We start from the raw sequence: 17,661 nt of genomic DNA, 5'->3' as shown, positions 1-17,661 counted from the left end.
ACCTAAAGCGCGATAAACAGCGCTGAGGCCGCTTTGTCAGCAAGATCGGTCAGCGACGGCGTCAGCAGATAGCCCAGCGGCGAGATGATCAGCGTCATCAGTGCGAGCAGCACCCAATGCGACTTATCGCTCTTGCCTGTTACAACGCCCGCAGGCTCATCAAAGAACATCACTTTGACGAACTTGATGTAGTAGAATGCGCCGATCACGCTTGCTGCGATTGCAATGGCAGCAAAGGCCACGAGGCCAGCCTCGACCGTGGCATTGAATACCACGAACTTGCTGTAGAAACCCAGCAGCGGCGGAATACCAGCAAGGCTGAACATCATTACAAGGAGCGGCCATGCGATGCCAGGACGCGTCACGGCAAGGCCTGCAATGTCGCCAAAAGTCTCGTACAACTGGCCATCTTCGCCGCGCAGCATCAGGAGAGCGACAAAACTCCCCAGGCTCATCGCGACATAGATAAACAGATAGATCAACATCGCGCTCGCACCCGCAGGCGTCGCCACCGCAAGGCCCAGCAAGATAAAGCCGACATTGTTGATCGAGGAATAGGCTAGCAAGCGCTTCAGATTGTCCTGTCCGATTGCTCCCAACGCTCCGAAGATGATCGAGGCCAGCGCGGTGAACATAACGATCTGCTGCCAAGCGAGCACCTGTCCGCCGAAAACCTCGAACACGACCCGCGCGGTGAGAGCTACTGCGGCTACTTTAGGCGCGGTGGCGAAGAAGGCGGTGACGGGTGTCGGAGCGCCCTCATATACGTCCGGGGTCCACATGTGGAACGGTACGGCGGCGATCTTAAACGCAAGGCCTGCCATCACAAAGATCAGGCCAAAGAGCGGCCCGGTGCCCAGCTCACCCTCAAGCCCGGCACGAACGGTCGCAAAGTCCGTCCCGCCCGTGAAGCCATAGAGCAGGCTCATCCCGTAAAGCAGGATACCTGATGCCAGAGCGCCCAGCACAAAATACTTGAGGCCCGCTTCCGCCGACCGTTGATCCTGTCGCAAAATCGCAGCCAGCACATATGCGGCGAGCGAGTTCAGCTCGAGCCCCATATAGAGCGTCATGAAGTCATTGGCCGAAACCATGATGCTCATGCCCACCGTCGCGAACAGCACCAGCACAGCGTATTCAGCACGCGTCCCTCGCTCGCTTCCTGCAGCGGGGCTGTCGAAGAAGCTAGGGGCGACGATCAAGGCTCCAATGGCAGCGAGGTAGATCAGCGCCTTGGCGAACAGCGCGAAGCTGTCGACCTTCATCAGTGTGCCGAAGGCAAGGGTATCCGGCCCGTCCACTCCAAAGTGAAGCCCAGGCACCAGCATAAAGCCCGCACCGAACAGTGCAGTTACCGCAAGGATGGTCACAAGACGCGCGCGCTTATCCCCTGCCCATGCCGCAACAAGCAGCAGAACGAGTCCGGATGCGACCAGCAAAAGCTCGGGCGCGATCAGCGCGAAAGAAGAGGCGAAGTCCATCAGTGCGCTCCCTCCGTGTCGTACTCAATCGTATTGGCGCTTTCGCCACGCGGCACGCCCGCTGCAAGGTCAGCGTCGCTGGCCGGAGCCGCCGCTGCGATCTGCGCATCTAGCGCGGCAATGTCAGCGCGCATGGGAGCGAGGAAGCTCTCGGGGTAAACGCCCATCCAGAGAACCACGGCCGCAATCGGAGCCATCATCGCCCACTCACGCGGGGTAATGTCAGCCATGCCAGCAGCGTCCTCGTTCTTCTGATCGCCAAAAGCGACGCGGCGGTAGAGGTAGAGCATGTAAGCGGCACCCAGAATGATGCCGGTGGTGCAGATCAGCGCGACCCAGCTCGATGCTTGGTAGATGCCAGCTAGTGCAAGGAATTCTCCGACGAAGTTACTCGTACCCGGCAGTCCGACACTGGCCATGGTGAACAGCAGGAAGAACAGCGCGTAGTAAGGCATGTTCACCGACAGCCCGCCATATCGCTCAATCTCGCGGGTGTGCAGCCGGTCATAGATGACGCCAACGCACAGGAAGAGCGCTCCAGATACAAGGCCGTGGCCCAGCATGATCATCATGGCGCCTTCGATCCCTTGCACGTTGAAAGCAAACAGGCCCGCTGTCACCAGCGCCATGTGCGCAACGGAGGAATAAGCAATCAGCTTTTTCATGTCCGCCTGCACCAATGCGACGAGCGAGGTGTAGACCACCGCCACCATCGACAGGGCGAAGACAAACCAAGCGAGCTCTCCGCTCGCATCCGGGAACATCGGCAAGCTGAAACGGATAAAGCCATATCCGCCCAGCTTCAGCAGGACGCCAGCAAGGATAACAGAGCCTGCCGTGGGCGCCTGAACGTGCGCGTCGGGGAGCCAAGTATGGACCGGCCACATCGGCATCTTGACTGCAAAACTCGCGAAGAAGGCAAGGAATAGCCAGAACTGCGGCCCAACCGGGAAGTCATATTGCATCAGCGTCGGAATGTCGGATGTCCCAGCTGTGCTAACCATCCAGAACATCGCGATCAGCATCAGGACAGAGCCGAGCAGCGTGTAGAGGAAGAATTTATAGCTCGCGTAAATCCGGTTGTCGCCGCCCCAAACGCCGATGATCAGATACATCGGAATGAGGCCCGCTTCGAAAAAGATGTAGAACAGGAAGATATCCTGCGCTGCGAACGTCCCGATCATCAGCACTTCCATGAACAGGAAGGCCGCCATGTATTCGCCAACGCGCTTTTGGATCGCTTCCCAGCTCGCCAAGATACAGATCGGCATCAGGAAAACGCTCAGCATGATCAGCATCAAGGCAATACCGTCGATCCCTAGCGCATAGGAAAAGCCCGCGAAGAGCTCATACTTCTCCTGGAACTGCCACTGCGCGCCGCCGATCTCGTATCCCGCCCATAGCATCACGCCGAGACCGAAGGTTACCAGCGTGCTGGCAAGCGCAATGCCGCGTGCGGCCCCCGCTCCTGAGAACAGGCACAGTATCGCTCCGACTAGCGGCACCAGCATCATGGTGGTGAGGATGGGAAAGTCCATTGCTCTGCCTGATCCCTAAAGCAGTATGTAAGTCACAGCGGCGACCAGCCCGAGGAGCATGATCAACGCATAGGTGTAGAGGTAGCCCGACTGAACGGTCTTTGCCGCAACCGCCCCGCGCTGGACCACGACAGCGATGCCATTGGGGCCGAAGCGGTCGATCGTGCCGATATCACCAAGCTTCCAGAACTGGCGTCCGAACCAGAAGGCCGGCTTGACGAAGATCACGTCATAAAGCTCATCGAAATACCATTTGCGGAACACGAAATTGTGCAACCAGCCAAAGCTCGCGACGAACTTGGCAGGAATGTCTGGTTTGGCGATGTAGGCAACGTATGCGCCCGCAAGACCGATCAGCATCACTACTGTCGCGGTAAGCTTCACCCAGAGCGGCACGCCGTGGAGCGCATGGATGAGGTTCTCGTTGAAGTAGATCGAGCCGCCCCAGAACGCGCCGTTTACCGCCTCTGCCGAGCCATCGACGAAGGGGTATTTGTAGACGAACCCAGCAAAGATCGCGCCCAGCGTTAGCACCACCAGCGGAACCAACATCGTCCAAGGGCTCTCATGCGGAGCGTAGCCACCGGTCGTGTCCTCGCCCGCTTCCTCAGGGGTTTTGTGAACGGAGTGCTGGATATGCTCGCTCTCGATCCAGCGCGGTTTGCCCCAGAAGGTGAGGAACATCAGGCGCCAGCTGTAAAAGCTCGTCAGCAATGCCGCGACTGCGCCCGCCCAGAAGGCAAGATGCGCAGTGCCCGTGCCGCGCGCCCAAGCCGCTTCGAGGATCGCGTCCTTGGAATAAAAGCCTGCAAAGCCAAACACGCCCAGCACGCCCACTCCGGTGATCGCCAGCGTTCCCGCCATCATCGCCCAAAAGGTGATTGGGATCTTCTTCCGCAGACCGCCATAGTAACGCATGTCCTGCTCGTGATGCATCGCGTGGATGACCGAGCCTGCGCCAAGGAACAGCAGCGCCTTGAAGAAGGCGTGGGTGAACAGGTGGAACATGGCGACGCCGTAGGCTCCAACGCCCGCCGCGAAGAACATGTAGCCCAGTTGCGAGCATGTTGAGTAGGCGATGACCCGCTTGATGTCCCACTGGGTCGTGCCGATTGTGGCTGCGAAGAAACAGGTCGCTGCGCCGATCACGGTTACGATTGCGAGCGCTGTCGGGGCGGTCTCAAACATGGGCGAGAGGCGGCACAGCATGAACACGCCTGCGGTCACCATCGTCGCTGCGTGGATCAGCGCGGAGACCGGCGTCGGCCCCTCCATCGCGTCTGGCAGCCATGTGTGGAGGCCCAGCTGTGCCGACTTACCCATCGCTCCGATGAAGAGCAGGATGCACAGGATATCCATCGTGTAGAGGCGCATACCGAGGAAGGTTATGCTCGATCCGCTCATGCCGGGCGCTGCCTCAAGGATCTCAGGTATCGACGTCGTGCCGAACACCAGGAACGTGCCGAAAATACCGAGCATAAAACCAAGGTCACCCACGCGGTTCACCACGAAGGCCTTGATGGCAGCGGCGCCAGCGCTCGGCTTCTTGAACCAGAAACCGATGAGCAAGTAAGAGGCGAGCCCGACCCCTTCCCAACCAAAGAACATTTGCACGAGGTTGTCCGCCGTCACCAGCATCAGCATCGCAAAGGTGAACAGTGAGAGGTAGGCGAAGAAACGCGGTTGGTCCGGGTCCTCCTCCATATAGCCCCAACTGTAGATGTGGACGAGTGCGGAAACCGAATTGATCACGACAAGCATGACAGCGGTCAGCGCGTCGACCCGCAGCGCCCAGTCGAAGGTCATATCGCCCGACTGCACCCATTGCAGGACGGGCACGACGTAGGCTTCCTCAGTACCGCTTAGGAATCCGAGGAAGATCGGCCAGCTCAGCCCAGCGGACAGGAACAAAGCTCCAGTCGTTATCGACTTGGCAATTGTATTGCCCAGCATCCGGTTGCCCAGACCTGCAATGATCGAGGCGATAAGCGGAGCAAAGACGATGATGAGGATAGTGTCCATGGGGCCGCTTATCCCTTCATCCGGTTGACGTCATCGACCGCAATGGTCCCGCGTCCGCGATAATAGATGACAAGAATGGCAAGCCCGATGGCCGCCTCTGCCGCAGCGACCGTCAGCACCATCATCGCAAAGATTTGCCCGGTGAGGTCTTCCATAAACGCGCTGAAGGCGACGAGGTTGATGTTGACCGCGAGCAAGATCAATTCGACCGCCATCAGGATGACGATCACATTCTTGCGGTTGAGGAAGATACCCAGCACGCCCAGCACGAACAGGATCGCGCCGACGACAAGGTAATGTTCGATGCCGATGGTCACAGCTCGACCCCCTGCCCGACTTCCGGGTTCTTCATAACAGTGGCTTCCTCGGGCCGGCGGCTGATCTGCTTGCCCACGTCCTGACGGCCACGCGCGCCCGGCTTGGGTTCGCGGTGGGTGAGCACGATGGCTCCAATCATCGCGACCAGCAGAATGATCCCGGCAATTTCGAAAAGAACGATGTAGGGGCCATAGAGCAGCGCTCCGATCGCCTCGATATTGCTGACATCGGTGCGAGCCGCCGCAGAGCCATCCGGCGTTCCCAGCTCAATGCCCCCTGCCCCGTATGCGCCAAGGCCAAGGACAATCTCTGCCAGTAGGATCGCGGCGATGGCGATCCCCAGCGGGAAATTCTTGATGAAGCCCGCCCGCATCTCCGCAAAGTCGATGTCGAGCATCATCACGACGAACAGGAACAGGACCGCGACCGCGCCGACATAGACGATCACCAACAGCATCGCGATGAACTCCGCGCCCACCAGCACCATCAGGCCTGCCGCGTTGAAAAACGCGAGGATCAGCCAAAGCACGCTGTGGACCGGATTGCGCGACATGATGACCATCACCGCGCTTGCGATGACCAGCCCTGCGAACAGGTAGAAGGCTAGAACTTGCAACATGATCCCTGTTTGTCCGATCCCGCCGGTCGCCCGGCTGATGCGCCCTTAACGATAGGGTGCGTCCGCTTCAAGATTGGCTGCGATAGCCCGTTCCCATTTGTCACCATTTGCGAGCAGCTTGGCCTTGTCATAGAGCAGCTCTTCGCGCGTTTCGGTGGCGTATTCGAAGTTTGGTCCCTCAACCACGGCGTCCACCGGGCAGGCCTCCTGACAGAAGCCGCAATAGATGCACTTCGTCATATCGATGTCGTAGCGCGTGGTCCGACGAGAGCCATCCTCGCGCGGCTCTGCCTCAATCGTGATAGCCTGAGCCGGACAGATCGCCTCGCACAATTTGCACGCAATGCAGCGCTCTTCCCCGTTGGGATAGCGACGCAGAGCATGCTCCCCGCGAAAACGCGGGCTGAGCGGAGATTTCTCAAACGGATAGTTAATCGTCGCCTTGGGCTTGAAGAAATACTTCAAGGTGAGCGCATGCGCTTTGAGAAATTCCCAGAGCGTGAACGATTTGAGGAGTTGGGTTGCGGTGGTCATTCTAGTTCTCAAAATTCACTGAGCAAATTCCGACGGCTTTCAACGTATTGTGAACCTCCGCATGGATAGGTTCGCGCTCTTCTTGTTCGAAGATCTTCACCATTGTTCGATCACTAGTTGATGACATGATCGAGAATTGCAGAAGCTGCCAAACCCCGGGAGAAACCTGAAATGCCGTATACCGCCGAAGAGAATTCCGCTCAGCCACAGATGGTGCGGTTGGCATAGAGGAAATGACCGTTTCATCTGAGGACATCAGCGAAGCGATTGGCGGTCGTCCACGACCCGCAAAGTATTGTTCGATCGTCGCAGTCGTTCTGCCACCATCAAGCGAAGCAATATGACATTTCAATATCGCCGATCCCGAAGAGGGCGGTGGTGGTGGTGGGACAAATACCTGCGCAACGCTAGGCGCTGCTGCCGTCAAGAGGGCAAACGCGAGGATTCTACGTAGCGCGCTCATCCGAAATGCCCCGTCGCCATCAGATATCCTGAAATCGCTGCCACAAACAGCAGGCTCATCGGCAGGAACACCTTCCATCCGAGCCGCATCAGCTGGTCATAGCGGTAGCGCGGCACGGTCGCCCAGATCCAGCTGAACAGCAGGAAGAAGAAGAACGTTTTGAGCAGGAACCACACAATCCCCGGCACATAGTAGAGCGGTGCCCATTCAATCGGGGGCAGCCATCCGCCCATGAATAGCAGCGTGCACAGCGAGCACATCAGCAAGATGTTCGCATACTCACCCAGCCAGAACAGAGCGAAGGCCATGCTCGAATATTCGGTCTGGTATCCGGCGACGAGCTCGCTCTCTGCCTCAGTCAGGTCGAAGGGCGCGCGCGCTGTCTCTGCCAGGGCCGAGATGAAGAACACGACGAACATCGGGAACAGCAGCGGATTGAAGAAGAACCCGTTGACGATGCCCAGCCCGTGTCCGCGCTGCGCCTCGACAATGCCGCTCATGTTGAAGGTGCCCGCCCACAAGACGACGCAGACCAGGATGAAGCCGATAGAGACCTCGTAGGAGATCATCTGGGCCGCTGCGCGCATGGCGGAGAAGAACGGATATTTGGAGTTCGACGCCCACCCGCTCATCACGACGCCGTAAACACCCAGCGAACTGATCGCGAGGATGTAGAGCAAGCCGACATTGATATCCGCCAGCACAACGCCCGCATCAAACGGAATCACCGCCCATGCGGCGAGCGCGACCGTGAATGTGATGATCGGCGCGAGCAGGAAGATGCCTTTGTTGGCAGCGCTCGGGATGATCGTTTCTTGCAGGAAAACCTTGAGGCCATCTGCAAAACTCTGGAGCAAACCAAACGGCCCCACCACATTGGGCCCGCGACGCAGCATCACCGCGCCAAGCACCTTACGGTCAACATAAATGACCATCGCCACGCTGAACATCACCAGCAGCGAGATGATCAAAATGCCTGCGAAAGTCGCCACACCCCACGCCCATTCGTAGGACATGCCGAGGGATTGGAAGAACTCGGTCATTCCGCAGCCTCCTTGATCTCGTCTGCGTGGAGCAGCTCTGCTGAGCATTGCTGCATCACCTCGCTCGCCCGCGCGATGGGGTTGGTGAGGTAGAAATCCGCGATCGGATAGGCGGTGATTGCGCCCTCTGCCTTGGCGCTGCTGTCCGCTTTGGGAAGCGCGCCGTAGTCCGCGAGGCCCTCCTCACCCAGAGCTGGCACGTCCGCGATCATCTTCGCCTGCAGTTCGGAGAAACTATCGAAGCCGACATTCACGCCCAGAGCATCAGCAAGCGCACGCAGGATCGTCCAATCCTCGCGCGCATCGCCCGGTGCAAAGACCGCTTTCTCAGCGAATTGCACGCGGCCTTCAGTGTTGACGTAGGTTCCGTCTTTCTCGGCATAGGAGGCAGCGGGCAGGATGATATCCGCCGCATGTGCGCCCTTGTCCCCGTGGTGGCCGATATAGACTTTGAGGCTGTCCGCAAACGGGGCAAAGTCCATTTCATCCGCGCCGAGGCTGACGACCACTTTGGGCTTTGCCGCCGCGATCTCCGCCATGCCGCCGGGCACGGTGAAGTCGAGCATCAGCGAGCCCATCCGCGCCGCGCTCATATGCAGCACGTTGAAGCCGTTCCACCCGTCTTTCACGAGGCCGAACTTATCGACTAGTTTGAGAGCCGGTCCCAGAGCGCCCTTGGCCAAAGCCGCTCCGCCAAGAATAACCGCAGGACGCTCAGCCGCCTTCATCGCATCGCCAAGAGCCTTGGGCACGCGGTTCAGGACTCTGAGGTCTTCGCCCAGGAATTCCGCGGGATAGGTCGTCTCCCATTCAGGACCTACCACAAACACCTTCGCGCCCGCTTTCGCAGCCTTGCGAATGCGGGCATTGACGAGAGCCGCTTCCCAGCGGATGTGACTACCCACGATCAGGATCACGTCCGCGGTCTCAATCCCTTCAAAGGTCGAATTGAAATTGACCGCCGCAATGTTCGACACATCATAGGTCATGCCGGTCTGGCGCGCTTCAAGCTTGGTCGAACCGCAGGCTTTGAGCAGAGCCTTGGCCGCAAACATCGTCTCACAATCGAGCAGATCACCAGCGACCGCTGCGATGCTGGATTTGTCGTCACCTAGCGTCGTCGCGATCGTTTCAAACGCCTCAGACCAGTTGGACGCTGCCAGCTTCCCGTCTTTGCGGACGAATACCTTGTCCAAGCGGCGCTTCATCAGGCCATCGACCTGATAGCGGCCCTTGTCCGAGACCCACTCCTCATTCACCGCATCGTTCACGCGCGGCAGAGCGCGCATCACTTCGCGGCCCTTGGAATGGAGTGAGATATTCGCGCCGACAGCATCCGAAACGTCAATGCTGAGCGTGCGCTTTAACTCCCACGGACGGGCTTCAAAAGCATAGGGACGCGAGGTGAGCGCGCCAACCGGGCACAGGTCAATCACGTTGGCGGACAGTTCATGCGCCGCAGCCCGCTCCAGATAGGTCGTGATCTGCATGTCCTCGCCGCGATAAAGCGCGCCGATTTCGTCCACGCCGGCGACTTCCTCAGAGAAGCGGACACAGCGCGTGCAGTGGATGCAGCGGGTCATCACCGTCTTGATCAGCGGACCCATATATTTCTCGGTCACCGCGCGCTTGTTTTCCTGCGTACGGCTCGAGCCCTTGCCATAGGTCATGGACTGATCTTGCAGGTCGCACTCACCGCCTTGGTCGCAGATCGGACAGTCGAGCGGGTGGTTGATGAGGAGGAACTCCATCACACCTTCACGCGCCTTTTTTACCATCGGCGTGTCAGTGCGGATCTCCTGCCCCTCATTCACGGGCAACGCGCAAGAGGCCTGAGGCTTGGGCGGCCCCGGCTTCACTTCAACCAAGCACATCCGGCAGTTACCGGCGATACTTAAACGTTCGTGGTAACAGAAACGCGGGATTTCCTTACCCGCCAACTCGCATGCCTGCAGGACCGTCGCGCCTGCCGGGACTTCGAGTTCTTCGCCGTCTACGGTTACCTTAGGCATTATTCGCCTCCATCGCCGGAGAAGTAATCTGTCTTGCCGCTTTTCCAGCGACGGCGAACGTCCCAGATGACAAACGGGATGCCAACGACCACGAAGGCGACAATTGCGATTTGTTCAAGTGTTGCATCACTCACTCCGCAGCCTCCCGAAACTGCGCATTATGTTCTTCAATCCGGCGCTCAAGCTCGGGGCGGAAATGGCGGATCAGGCCTTGAATTGGCCATGCTGCTGCATCACCAAGCGCGCAGATTGTGTGGCCTTCGACCTGTTTGGTCACTTCGTGCAGCATGTCGATCTCTTCGATCTCTGCATCGCCGGTGCGCAGGCGCTCCATCATGCGCCACATCCACCCTGTGCCCTCACGGCACGGCGTGCATTGGCCGCAGCTTTCGTGCTTGTAGAAGTAAGACAGGCGGCTGATCGCGCGGACAATGTCGGTGGACTTGTCCATGACGATCACACCGGCTGTACCCAGACCAGAGCCGAGCTCTTTGAGACCGTCAAAGTCCATTGGAGCATCCCAAATCTGCTCAGCAGGCACCAGCGGGACCGACGATCCGCCGGGAATGACAGCCAGCAGGTTCTCTTTACCGCCGCGGATGCCGCCGCAATGCTTTTCGATCAGCTCGCTGAATGGGATGCTGAGCGCTTCTTCGACCACGCATGGCTTGTTCACATGGCCGCTGATCTGGAAGAGCTTGGTGCCCTTGTTGTTCTCGCGGCCAAAGCTCGCGAACCACTCTGCACTGCGCCGCAGGATCGTCGGCACCACTGCGATGCTCTCAACATTGTTGACCGTCGTCGGGCAGCCATAGAGGCCTGCCCCCGCCGGGAACGGAGGCTTCAAGCGCGGTTGGCCCTTCTTCCCCTCAAGGCTCTCAATCATCGCGGTTTCTTCGCCGCAGATATAGGCGCCCGCGCCGCGGTGCATGAAAACATCGAAGTCGTAGCCCGAGCCGCTCGCGTTCTTACCGATCAGACCTGCGTCATAAGCCTCGTCGATGGCAGCCTGAAGCGTCTCGGCCTCACGGATATATTCGCCGCGAATGTAGATGTAAGCCGCACGGGCACGCATCGCGAAGCCAGCGACCAGAGCGCCTTCGACCAGCTTGTGCGGGTCATGCCGAATGATCTCGCGGTCCTTGCAGGAGCCGGGCTCAGATTCGTCAGCGTTGATGACGAGGAAGCTGGGACGTCCGTCCTTGCTTTCCTTGGGCATAAACGACCACTTGAGACCGGTCGGGAAGCCCGCCCCGCCCCGACCGCGCAGACCCGACGCCTTGATCTCTTCAATGATCGCGTCCTGGCCACGCTCGATCAGCGCCTTGGTATTGTCCCAATCGCCGCGCTTTTGCGCTGCCTTCAGGCCCCAGTCCTGGAAGCCATAGACATTGGTGAAGATGCGGTCCTTGTCAGCCAGCATCGCCCGTATCCTTTTGAATAGGTTGGTTCTTCCGAGCCATCTTGAGCTGGCGAAGGGTTAGAACCTGAAACACAAGTCCCATGCCCATAAGCACGATGCCCGTGTTCCTCTCACCCGTCGCGGACAGGTAAGCGCCGACGCCAAAGCAGGCGAAACCTGCGATCAAAAGAGCGAGAACCCCGCCGTTCATCACCAATCCCCGCGATAGTCGTGATTGGCATCGACCATCTCTTTGAGCGTGGTCGGCCCGCCGGAAGGCTCTGACGTGTGACGACCCGGCTCCTGCGTGCCAGCCTTGGGCGTCTCACCCGCGGCAAGCGCGTCGAGCACTTTGTCGAGGCGCTCCACCGTCAGGTCTTCGTAATTGTCATCGTTGATCTGGACCATCGGCGCGGTGGCGCAATTGCCCATGCACTCAACTTCGGTGAGGGTCCAAAGGCCGTCATCGGACACGCCGCCCTTCACCATCCCGCGCTTCTTGCAGGCGCTGATGATGTCGTCCGAACCGCGCAACATGCACGGCGTCGTGCCGCAAACCTGGACGTGATATTTCCCGACCGGCTTCATGTTGTACATGAAGTAGAAGGTCGCGACTTCGAGTACGCGGATCACCGGCATGTCGAGATAGTCGGCGATATACTCAATCACCGGCAGCGGGAGCCAACCTTGCGTGTCGGTCTCTGCGCCCACCTGGCGCTGGCCGAGATCGAGAAGCGCCATGACCGCCGATTTCTGACGACCGTCAGGGTATTTGGCGATGTGGTAATCCGCCTTCGCCTTGTTCTCTTTCGTCCATGCAAAAGAGCCCCAGCGCTCGCGGAGTTCAGGCGTATCGGGTGCAGGTGTACGGTCAGCCATGAGCCTGCCCTTCCGCTTTTCGCCTAATCACAAGAGCCACTGCGAAGGCCACAGAAAATACGATCGCAATAGGTTTAGCGATCAAAGTGTTGGTAGAATCCAACGCAAGCAACGCTAAGATCACCATGACATACGCGACAATACCGACGAAAACTGAAGCAAGGACATTTTTAACGTAGGTCACCGGTCACACTCCCCAAACACAACATCAATCGCGCCCAGAATGGCGGTCGCGTCAGCCAGCATGTGGCCCTTGCTCATCATGTCCATCGCTTGCAGGTGCGAGAACGCCGTTGGGCGGATCTTGCAGCGGTATGGCTTGTTGGTGCCGTCGCTCACCAGATACACGCCAAACTCGCCCTTGGGGCTTTCGGTGGCGACGTAGACTTCGCCTTCGGGCACGTGGAAGCCTTCGGTGTAGAGCTTGAAGTGATGAATCAGGCTCTCCATCGACTGCTTCATCTCGCCGCGCTTGGGCGGAGAGACTTTGCCATCGGTGCTCGCAATCGGGCCATGCGGCATATCGCGGATGCACTGTTTGATGATTTTGGCGCTCTCACGTACCTCCTGCACGCGGACCATGAAACGGTCGTAGCAATCCGAATTGGTGCCGACCGGAATGTCGAATTCCATGCGGTCATAGACATCGTAGGGCTGGGACTTGCGCAGATCCCACGGAATGCCCGCTGCTCGGATCATTGGGCCGGAGAAGCCCCATGCCACCGCATCATCGCGGCTCACCACGGCGATATCGACATTGCGCTGTTTGAAGATGCGGTTGTCCATGACGAGGCTCATCGCGTCGTCGAACAGCTGGAAGAAGCGGTTGTCGAGCCAGTCGCCAATGTCGACCAGCAGCTTCTCCGGCACGTCCTGGTGCACACCGCCGGGACGGAACCAAGCCGAGTGCATGCGCGCACCTGAGGCCCGTTCAAAGAAGTTGAGGCAATCTTCACGCAGTTCGAACACCCACAGGTTGGGCGTCATCGCGCCCACATCCATGACGTGCGCGCCGATATTGAGCATGTGGTTACAGATGCGGGTCAATTCAGCGAACAGCACGCGCAGATATTGCGCCCGCTCAGGCACCTCCAGATTGAGCAGTTTCTCAATCGCGAGGACATAGGAATGCTCCTGACACAGCGGGGAACAGTAATCCAAGCGGTCGAAGTATGGCAGCGCCTGCAGATAGGTCTTCTGCTCGATCAGTTTTTCAGTGCCGCGGTGGAGCAGACCGACATGGGGGTCGACACGCTCAATGACTTCACCGTCCAGCTCCATAATCATGCGCAGCACGCCGTGAGCTGCGGGGTGCTGAGGCCCGAAATTGATCGTGTAGTTGGTGATGACATCGCCTTCAGTGGTCGGCGATTCTTCGATATGGACGCCCATTACTCGGCCTCCCCGTCTTTGATTTCGAACTCAACACCGTCTTCCGGCGGCGTGTCGTCGTCCTCGACTTCCTCCGGTTCAGGAGCGGGTTCCTCAGCCTTCTCGTCACCGGGAAGCACATAGTCTGAACCCTCCCACGGGGAGAGGAAATCGAACGTGCGCATATCCTGCGGCAGCTCAACTGGTTCATAAACCACGCGTTTTTCGTCTTCCGAGTAACGCAGCTCGGTATAGCCGGTCATCGGGAAGTCCTTGCGGAAAGGATGCCCTTCAAAGCCATAATCGGTGAGGATGCGGCGCAGGTCTTCATTGCCCGCGAAGACGACGCCGTAAAGATCAAACACTTCCCGCTCGAGCCAACCAGCGTTTGGCCACAAATGCGTGACCGTCGGCACCGGCGTTGCTTCATCGGTGGAGCATTTGACCATGACGCGATGGTTCTTGGTCAGCGAGAGCAGCATGTAGACCACCTCAAACCGCTCAGCGCGGTCGGGATAGTCGGCGCCCGCGATTTCCATCAGTTGCTGATAGCCATGGTCATCACGCAGCATGGCGAGCACGTCGGCAACGCTGTCGCGCTTGGCGGTCAGGATGACCTCACCGTGGCTTTCATGCGCCCGGTCGAGCCAAACGCTCATCGCCGCGCACAGAGTGTCAAGCACGCCTTCATTTGAGGCGAATTTGGGAGCGGAATGGAGCACTGTCATGGTGCAACCTCCTGAGATGAAATTTCCAGTGATGCCACAGCTCGGCGCAGCAAGGCACTTACAGTAGGTTCATCACCCCGCCCCTTGGTCGCGCGTACAAGCACCACAACGGTGCGCCCGGTGCCAAGATCGACGAAGGCTGTTCCCGTCGTGCCGTCGCTAGCCTCACCAACACCATGGAAGGCGGAAAAGCCCGCAACTTCGGACCTTTCAATCCAAAGCGTCCGTTCTTCCGCAGAGAAAGCTTCAAACAGAAACTCAAACGGATCATCAGGTGTTTGATCAGCGCCAAACATGCTGAAGGGAGCGACAACCACTCCCACCTCGTAGTCCTGCTCAAGGCAACGTACGCCCTCTGCATCGCTGCGGGTCAGGGTTTTTTCCTTGCCCGCATCGCAATGGGTTTCGAGCGAGACCATACCGCTCGGCACTGCCACGCGTGTCCATTCGCCTGTCGCAACTGCCTCTTGCGCCGAAACGGCAACGCCGCTCGAAAAAAGAGCTAGGCCAACGAGAGCAACCATAAACGCCTTTGCGCGCATCACGGAGCAATCTCCAGCGAGGCAAAATACCGTTCAAGGATCGGGCCGACTTCTTCCAAAGGCACACCCTCTTCCATCGGTCCACCGGTGATAACCAGTAAAAGACTGGCGGGCCCCATTTCAATCACGGCACTGCGAGCGAGCGTTTCACCGTCATTTTCCTGCGATACCATCGCACGGCGTCCGCTAATCTCCGCCTGGCCTTTGACCACACCTTCTTTTTCAACACCTTGAGTGCCTTCGAGGATGCTGTCGAAAATGTTGATGTCGACACCTTCCGGAATCGGCGCTGTGCGAATGCCAGCGACCATCATCACGCCATCGCGGAAGCAAGCGACGCCCGCGCCTTCGTCAAAACCCATTGAGGAGAGCATCGCAGCCAAGCGAGGCTCTGATGCCATCATTTCCGGCGAACATGGCACCTCAACCGAGAACGCCTCATTGCCAGGTTCAGCTTCGTACCATTCCCAATCGGCTGCGCTCTCAGCAGCGAGCGGCGCGCTGAATAGCGACGCGATTGCAAAACCGAAAGTGGCGATCCCGGACAGCTTCATCGCTCAATCGTCCCCGCGCGGCGGATCTTCCGTTGCAATTGCATCACGCCATAGAGCAGCGCTTCCGCAGTCGGAGGGCAGCCGGGCACATAGATGTCGACCGGCACAATCCGGTCACAGCCGCGCACAACGCTGTAGGAATAGTGGTAGTAGCCACCACCATTGGCGCAGCTGCCCATCGAGATCACATATTTGGGGTCCGACATCTGGTCGTAGACCTTGCGCATGGCTGGAGCCATCTTGTTGCACAGGGTGCCTGCGACGATCATCACGTCTGACTGGCGCGGCGAAGCACGCGGCGCAGCGCCAAAGCGTTCCATATCGTAACGCGGCATGTTCACGTGGATCATCTCGACTGCGCAGCACGCAAGGCCGAACGTCATCCACCACAGAGAGCCAGTGCGCGCCCATTGGAACAGATCTTCGGTCGAAGTGACGAGGAAACCCTTGTCATTCACCTCAGTCTGGAGCGCACGGAAATAGTCTTCGTCCGGTTGGCGCACATCGCCCGGCTGAGCGGTTTCGAGCGCGCTCACATCAGGCAGGTTCTTCGGAGGAGTAATGGTAGTGCTCATTCCCAGTCCAGAGCTCCCTTCTTCCACTCATAGGCGAGGCCTACGGCGAGGATGAACAGAAACGTCATCATGCCGATCCAACCAACCCATCCGGTTTCGCCCAGACTTACCGCCCAAGGGAACAAGAAGGCCGCTTCGAGATCGAAGATGATGAAGCTAATCGCGACGAGGTAAAAGCGCACGTCGAACTGTGCGCGCGCGTCCTCGAATGCGGGAAACCCACATTCATATTCTGAAAGTTTCTCAGCATCCGGGTTGTGAGCCCCCGTCAGGCGCGAGACGCCCATGGGGAGAAACACAAACAGGACCGAGAGACCAAACGCGACGACAATAAAGAGCAGTATCGGAAGATACTGGGCAAGATCGACCACGACTTATGTCCAAGCTGTTATCCCTGCCCCCGCCTCTAGGCGGCTCTTACCCCTCACGCAAGGGTGCGACTCGACCAATCCGACACATAAATGTTGCAGAATTTCGAACTCAGGCATGTGTGCAGCTCAATCAGCTATTGCTGACAGCAAAACTCCCAAATCCAGCCTGCGTATCTCAGTCGGGATCGGAGGGTTATCGAGCAAGCTTTCTCCCTCGCTATACCGCTCCCATTGTCCGGTCGCGACATAATAGAGGTGATCGCCCGCAATCGAACCACCCAGGGGTTCAGTCCAGTCTGGATGAGCTTGCTCAAGGATGCGGTGATCGATGATGCGGTGGCCATCCTCGGACAACTGGAGAGCAATGATCCGCATCGGCGAAGAGCCATTCTGGATCGCAATCAGTCTATCCCCATAGCGCCACAGCCCATCGATCCCATCGAGGAAAATGGGCAGATCGCTTTGCACGCGGCTCAGCGCCTTTGTCTCCAAATCGATCATCGCAAGGCCATAGCGATAGTCGCTGACATAGAGCGAGGCGCCATCCTTGCTCAGCGCCAACCCTTGCGGTGACCTGAAACGCCCCGGCGCGATCAGTTCCTCCAGCTGCGTCGCGCCCAAAGGCTTGCGATAAATGCCTCCGCTAAGAGGGTCGCTGGCATAGACCGTCGAGTCTGGCCCGATGACGAGGTCCGAAACGGCCTTTGCACTGGCTGGAGCCGGCACGAGAACGGGATTCTGGAAATCGGTCCGCAGGCCCATCAAGCCGACGAAGCCGGGCTCTGTATCCTGCGAACCATCGAGATTGGATGAGGCTACCCAGCCCATTGAATCGTCCGGCTCTCCTACGATGCCTGAAAGGTCATTGGCTCCGGGTATGGCCACCGAAGTCCACTTCTCATCATTCTCGACAAGGCGCAGATGGATCGACTTACCCGTCACCGATGTGGCGACGAGTGTCCCATACGGATCGCTCGCAAATAGACCTTCGATCAACCCAGCTTTCGCTGGCAGGGTAGAAAAAGGCTCGCTGGCGTCGATCACTACGGCAGGAGGAGAAAACAAGGTTCGAGCAGTCTCAGCGTGATCTTCGCCAATCAAATCGAGAATGATCGTTTGCGCTTCCTCGTTGAAGACAACGTCTCTCGACCGGAACCACCTAAGACTTTCGAGCGCGGCTTCGGGTTTACCCTCGTCCAATTGCGCTCG

General features: G+C 58.6%; 19 protein-coding genes. All 19 read right to left on the bottom strand.

Annotation, left to right across the window (positions count from 1 at the left end; genetic code table 11):
- Positions 1-2: 2 nt before the first annotated feature.
- The 19 genes from nuoN to AC0V6X_RS05285 all read right to left on the bottom strand — a co-directional run bounded on the left by nuoN (position 3) and on the right by AC0V6X_RS05285 (position 17,652).
- A complete protein-coding gene (gene nuoN / locus AC0V6X_RS05375; RefSeq protein ID WP_486183559.1) occupies positions 3-1,481 on the bottom strand; it encodes an NADH-quinone oxidoreductase subunit NuoN in 1,479 nt (492 codons plus the stop codon).
- Positions 1,481-3,019 (bottom strand): NADH-quinone oxidoreductase subunit M, encoded by a 1,539-nt coding sequence (locus AC0V6X_RS05370; protein ID WP_486183558.1) that lies wholly within the window; start codon positions 3,017-3,019, stop codon positions 1,481-1,483. Before AC0V6X_RS05370 ends, nuoN begins: the two co-directional genes overlap by 1 nt.
- Before the next feature lie 15 nt (positions 3,020-3,034).
- The gene (gene nuoL / locus AC0V6X_RS05365; protein ID WP_486183557.1) at positions 3,035-5,041 is read right to left on the bottom strand and encodes an NADH-quinone oxidoreductase subunit L; all 2,007 of its coding nucleotides are present in this window, start codon (positions 5,039-5,041) and stop codon (positions 3,035-3,037) included.
- A gap of 8 nt (positions 5,042-5,049) precedes the next feature.
- A complete protein-coding gene (nuoK, locus tag AC0V6X_RS05360) occupies positions 5,050-5,358 on the bottom strand; it encodes an NADH-quinone oxidoreductase subunit NuoK (RefSeq protein ID WP_486183556.1) in 309 nt (102 codons plus the stop codon).
- Positions 5,355-5,978 (bottom strand): NADH-quinone oxidoreductase subunit J, encoded by a 624-nt coding sequence (locus AC0V6X_RS05355; protein WP_486183555.1) that lies wholly within the window; start codon positions 5,976-5,978, stop codon positions 5,355-5,357. The genes nuoK and AC0V6X_RS05355 overlap by 4 nt, the downstream gene beginning before the upstream one ends.
- 45 nt (positions 5,979-6,023) lie before the next feature.
- Positions 6,024-6,512: an NADH-quinone oxidoreductase subunit NuoI gene (gene nuoI, locus AC0V6X_RS05350; RefSeq protein WP_486183554.1), complete on the bottom strand. Its 489-nt coding sequence runs from the start codon at positions 6,510-6,512 to the stop codon at positions 6,024-6,026.
- Between the two features lie 459 nt (positions 6,513-6,971).
- Positions 6,972-8,018, bottom strand: coding sequence for an NADH-quinone oxidoreductase subunit NuoH (gene nuoH / locus AC0V6X_RS05345; RefSeq protein ID WP_486183553.1), 1,047 nt, complete (start codon positions 8,016-8,018; stop codon positions 6,972-6,974).
- Positions 8,015-10,030, bottom strand: coding sequence for an NADH-quinone oxidoreductase subunit NuoG (nuoG, locus tag AC0V6X_RS05340; RefSeq protein ID WP_486183552.1), 2,016 nt, complete (start codon positions 10,028-10,030; stop codon positions 8,015-8,017). The genes nuoH and nuoG overlap by 4 nt, the downstream gene beginning before the upstream one ends.
- A complete protein-coding gene (locus AC0V6X_RS05335; protein ID WP_486183551.1) occupies positions 10,030-10,164 on the bottom strand; it encodes a hypothetical protein in 135 nt (44 codons plus the stop codon). The genes nuoG and AC0V6X_RS05335 overlap by 1 nt, the downstream gene beginning before the upstream one ends.
- Positions 10,161-11,453, bottom strand: coding sequence for an NADH-quinone oxidoreductase subunit NuoF (gene nuoF, locus AC0V6X_RS05330; protein ID WP_486183550.1), 1,293 nt, complete (start codon positions 11,451-11,453; stop codon positions 10,161-10,163). The genes AC0V6X_RS05335 and nuoF overlap by 4 nt, the downstream gene beginning before the upstream one ends.
- Positions 11,443-11,643, bottom strand: coding sequence for a hypothetical protein (locus AC0V6X_RS05325; protein ID WP_486183549.1), 201 nt, complete (start codon positions 11,641-11,643; stop codon positions 11,443-11,445). Before AC0V6X_RS05325 ends, nuoF begins: the two co-directional genes overlap by 11 nt.
- On the bottom strand, positions 11,643-12,311 hold the full coding sequence (gene nuoE / locus AC0V6X_RS05320) for an NADH-quinone oxidoreductase subunit NuoE (protein WP_486183548.1): 669 nt from the start codon (positions 12,309-12,311) through the stop codon (positions 11,643-11,645). Before nuoE ends, AC0V6X_RS05325 begins: the two co-directional genes overlap by 1 nt.
- 180 nt (positions 12,312-12,491) lie before the next feature.
- Positions 12,492-13,703 carry an NADH-quinone oxidoreductase subunit D gene (locus AC0V6X_RS05315; RefSeq protein ID WP_486183547.1) on the bottom strand — a complete coding sequence of 404 codons (1,212 nt, stop codon included), beginning with the start codon at positions 13,701-13,703 and terminating at the stop codon, positions 12,492-12,494.
- Complete coding sequence (locus AC0V6X_RS05310; RefSeq protein WP_486183546.1) at positions 13,703-14,410, bottom strand: NADH-quinone oxidoreductase subunit C; 708 nt, start codon at positions 14,408-14,410, stop codon at positions 13,703-13,705. The genes AC0V6X_RS05315 and AC0V6X_RS05310 overlap by 1 nt, the downstream gene beginning before the upstream one ends.
- The gene (locus AC0V6X_RS05305; protein WP_486183545.1) at positions 14,407-14,955 is read right to left on the bottom strand and encodes a hypothetical protein; all 549 of its coding nucleotides are present in this window, start codon (positions 14,953-14,955) and stop codon (positions 14,407-14,409) included. The genes AC0V6X_RS05310 and AC0V6X_RS05305 overlap by 4 nt, the downstream gene beginning before the upstream one ends.
- Positions 14,952-15,506, bottom strand: a complete 555-nt coding sequence (locus AC0V6X_RS05300) for a hypothetical protein (protein WP_486183544.1) — start codon at positions 15,504-15,506, stop codon at positions 14,952-14,954. Before AC0V6X_RS05300 ends, AC0V6X_RS05305 begins: the two co-directional genes overlap by 4 nt.
- Positions 15,503-16,081: a NuoB/complex I 20 kDa subunit family protein gene (locus tag AC0V6X_RS05295; protein ID WP_486183543.1), complete on the bottom strand. Its 579-nt coding sequence runs from the start codon at positions 16,079-16,081 to the stop codon at positions 15,503-15,505. Before AC0V6X_RS05295 ends, AC0V6X_RS05300 begins: the two co-directional genes overlap by 4 nt.
- On the bottom strand, positions 16,078-16,452 hold the full coding sequence (locus tag AC0V6X_RS05290) for an NADH-quinone oxidoreductase subunit A (protein WP_486183542.1): 375 nt from the start codon (positions 16,450-16,452) through the stop codon (positions 16,078-16,080). Before AC0V6X_RS05290 ends, AC0V6X_RS05295 begins: the two co-directional genes overlap by 4 nt.
- A 126-nt stretch (positions 16,453-16,578) precedes the next feature.
- Positions 16,579-17,652: an SMP-30/gluconolactonase/LRE family protein gene (locus AC0V6X_RS05285; RefSeq protein WP_486183541.1), complete on the bottom strand. Its 1,074-nt coding sequence runs from the start codon at positions 17,650-17,652 to the stop codon at positions 16,579-16,581.
- Positions 17,653-17,661 lie beyond the last annotated feature (9 nt).

Source organism: Erythrobacter sp. S267, from assembly GCF_057365045.1.
Note: the sequence above shows the minus strand (reverse complement) of the source record. Positions and strands in the feature narration are given on the sequence as shown.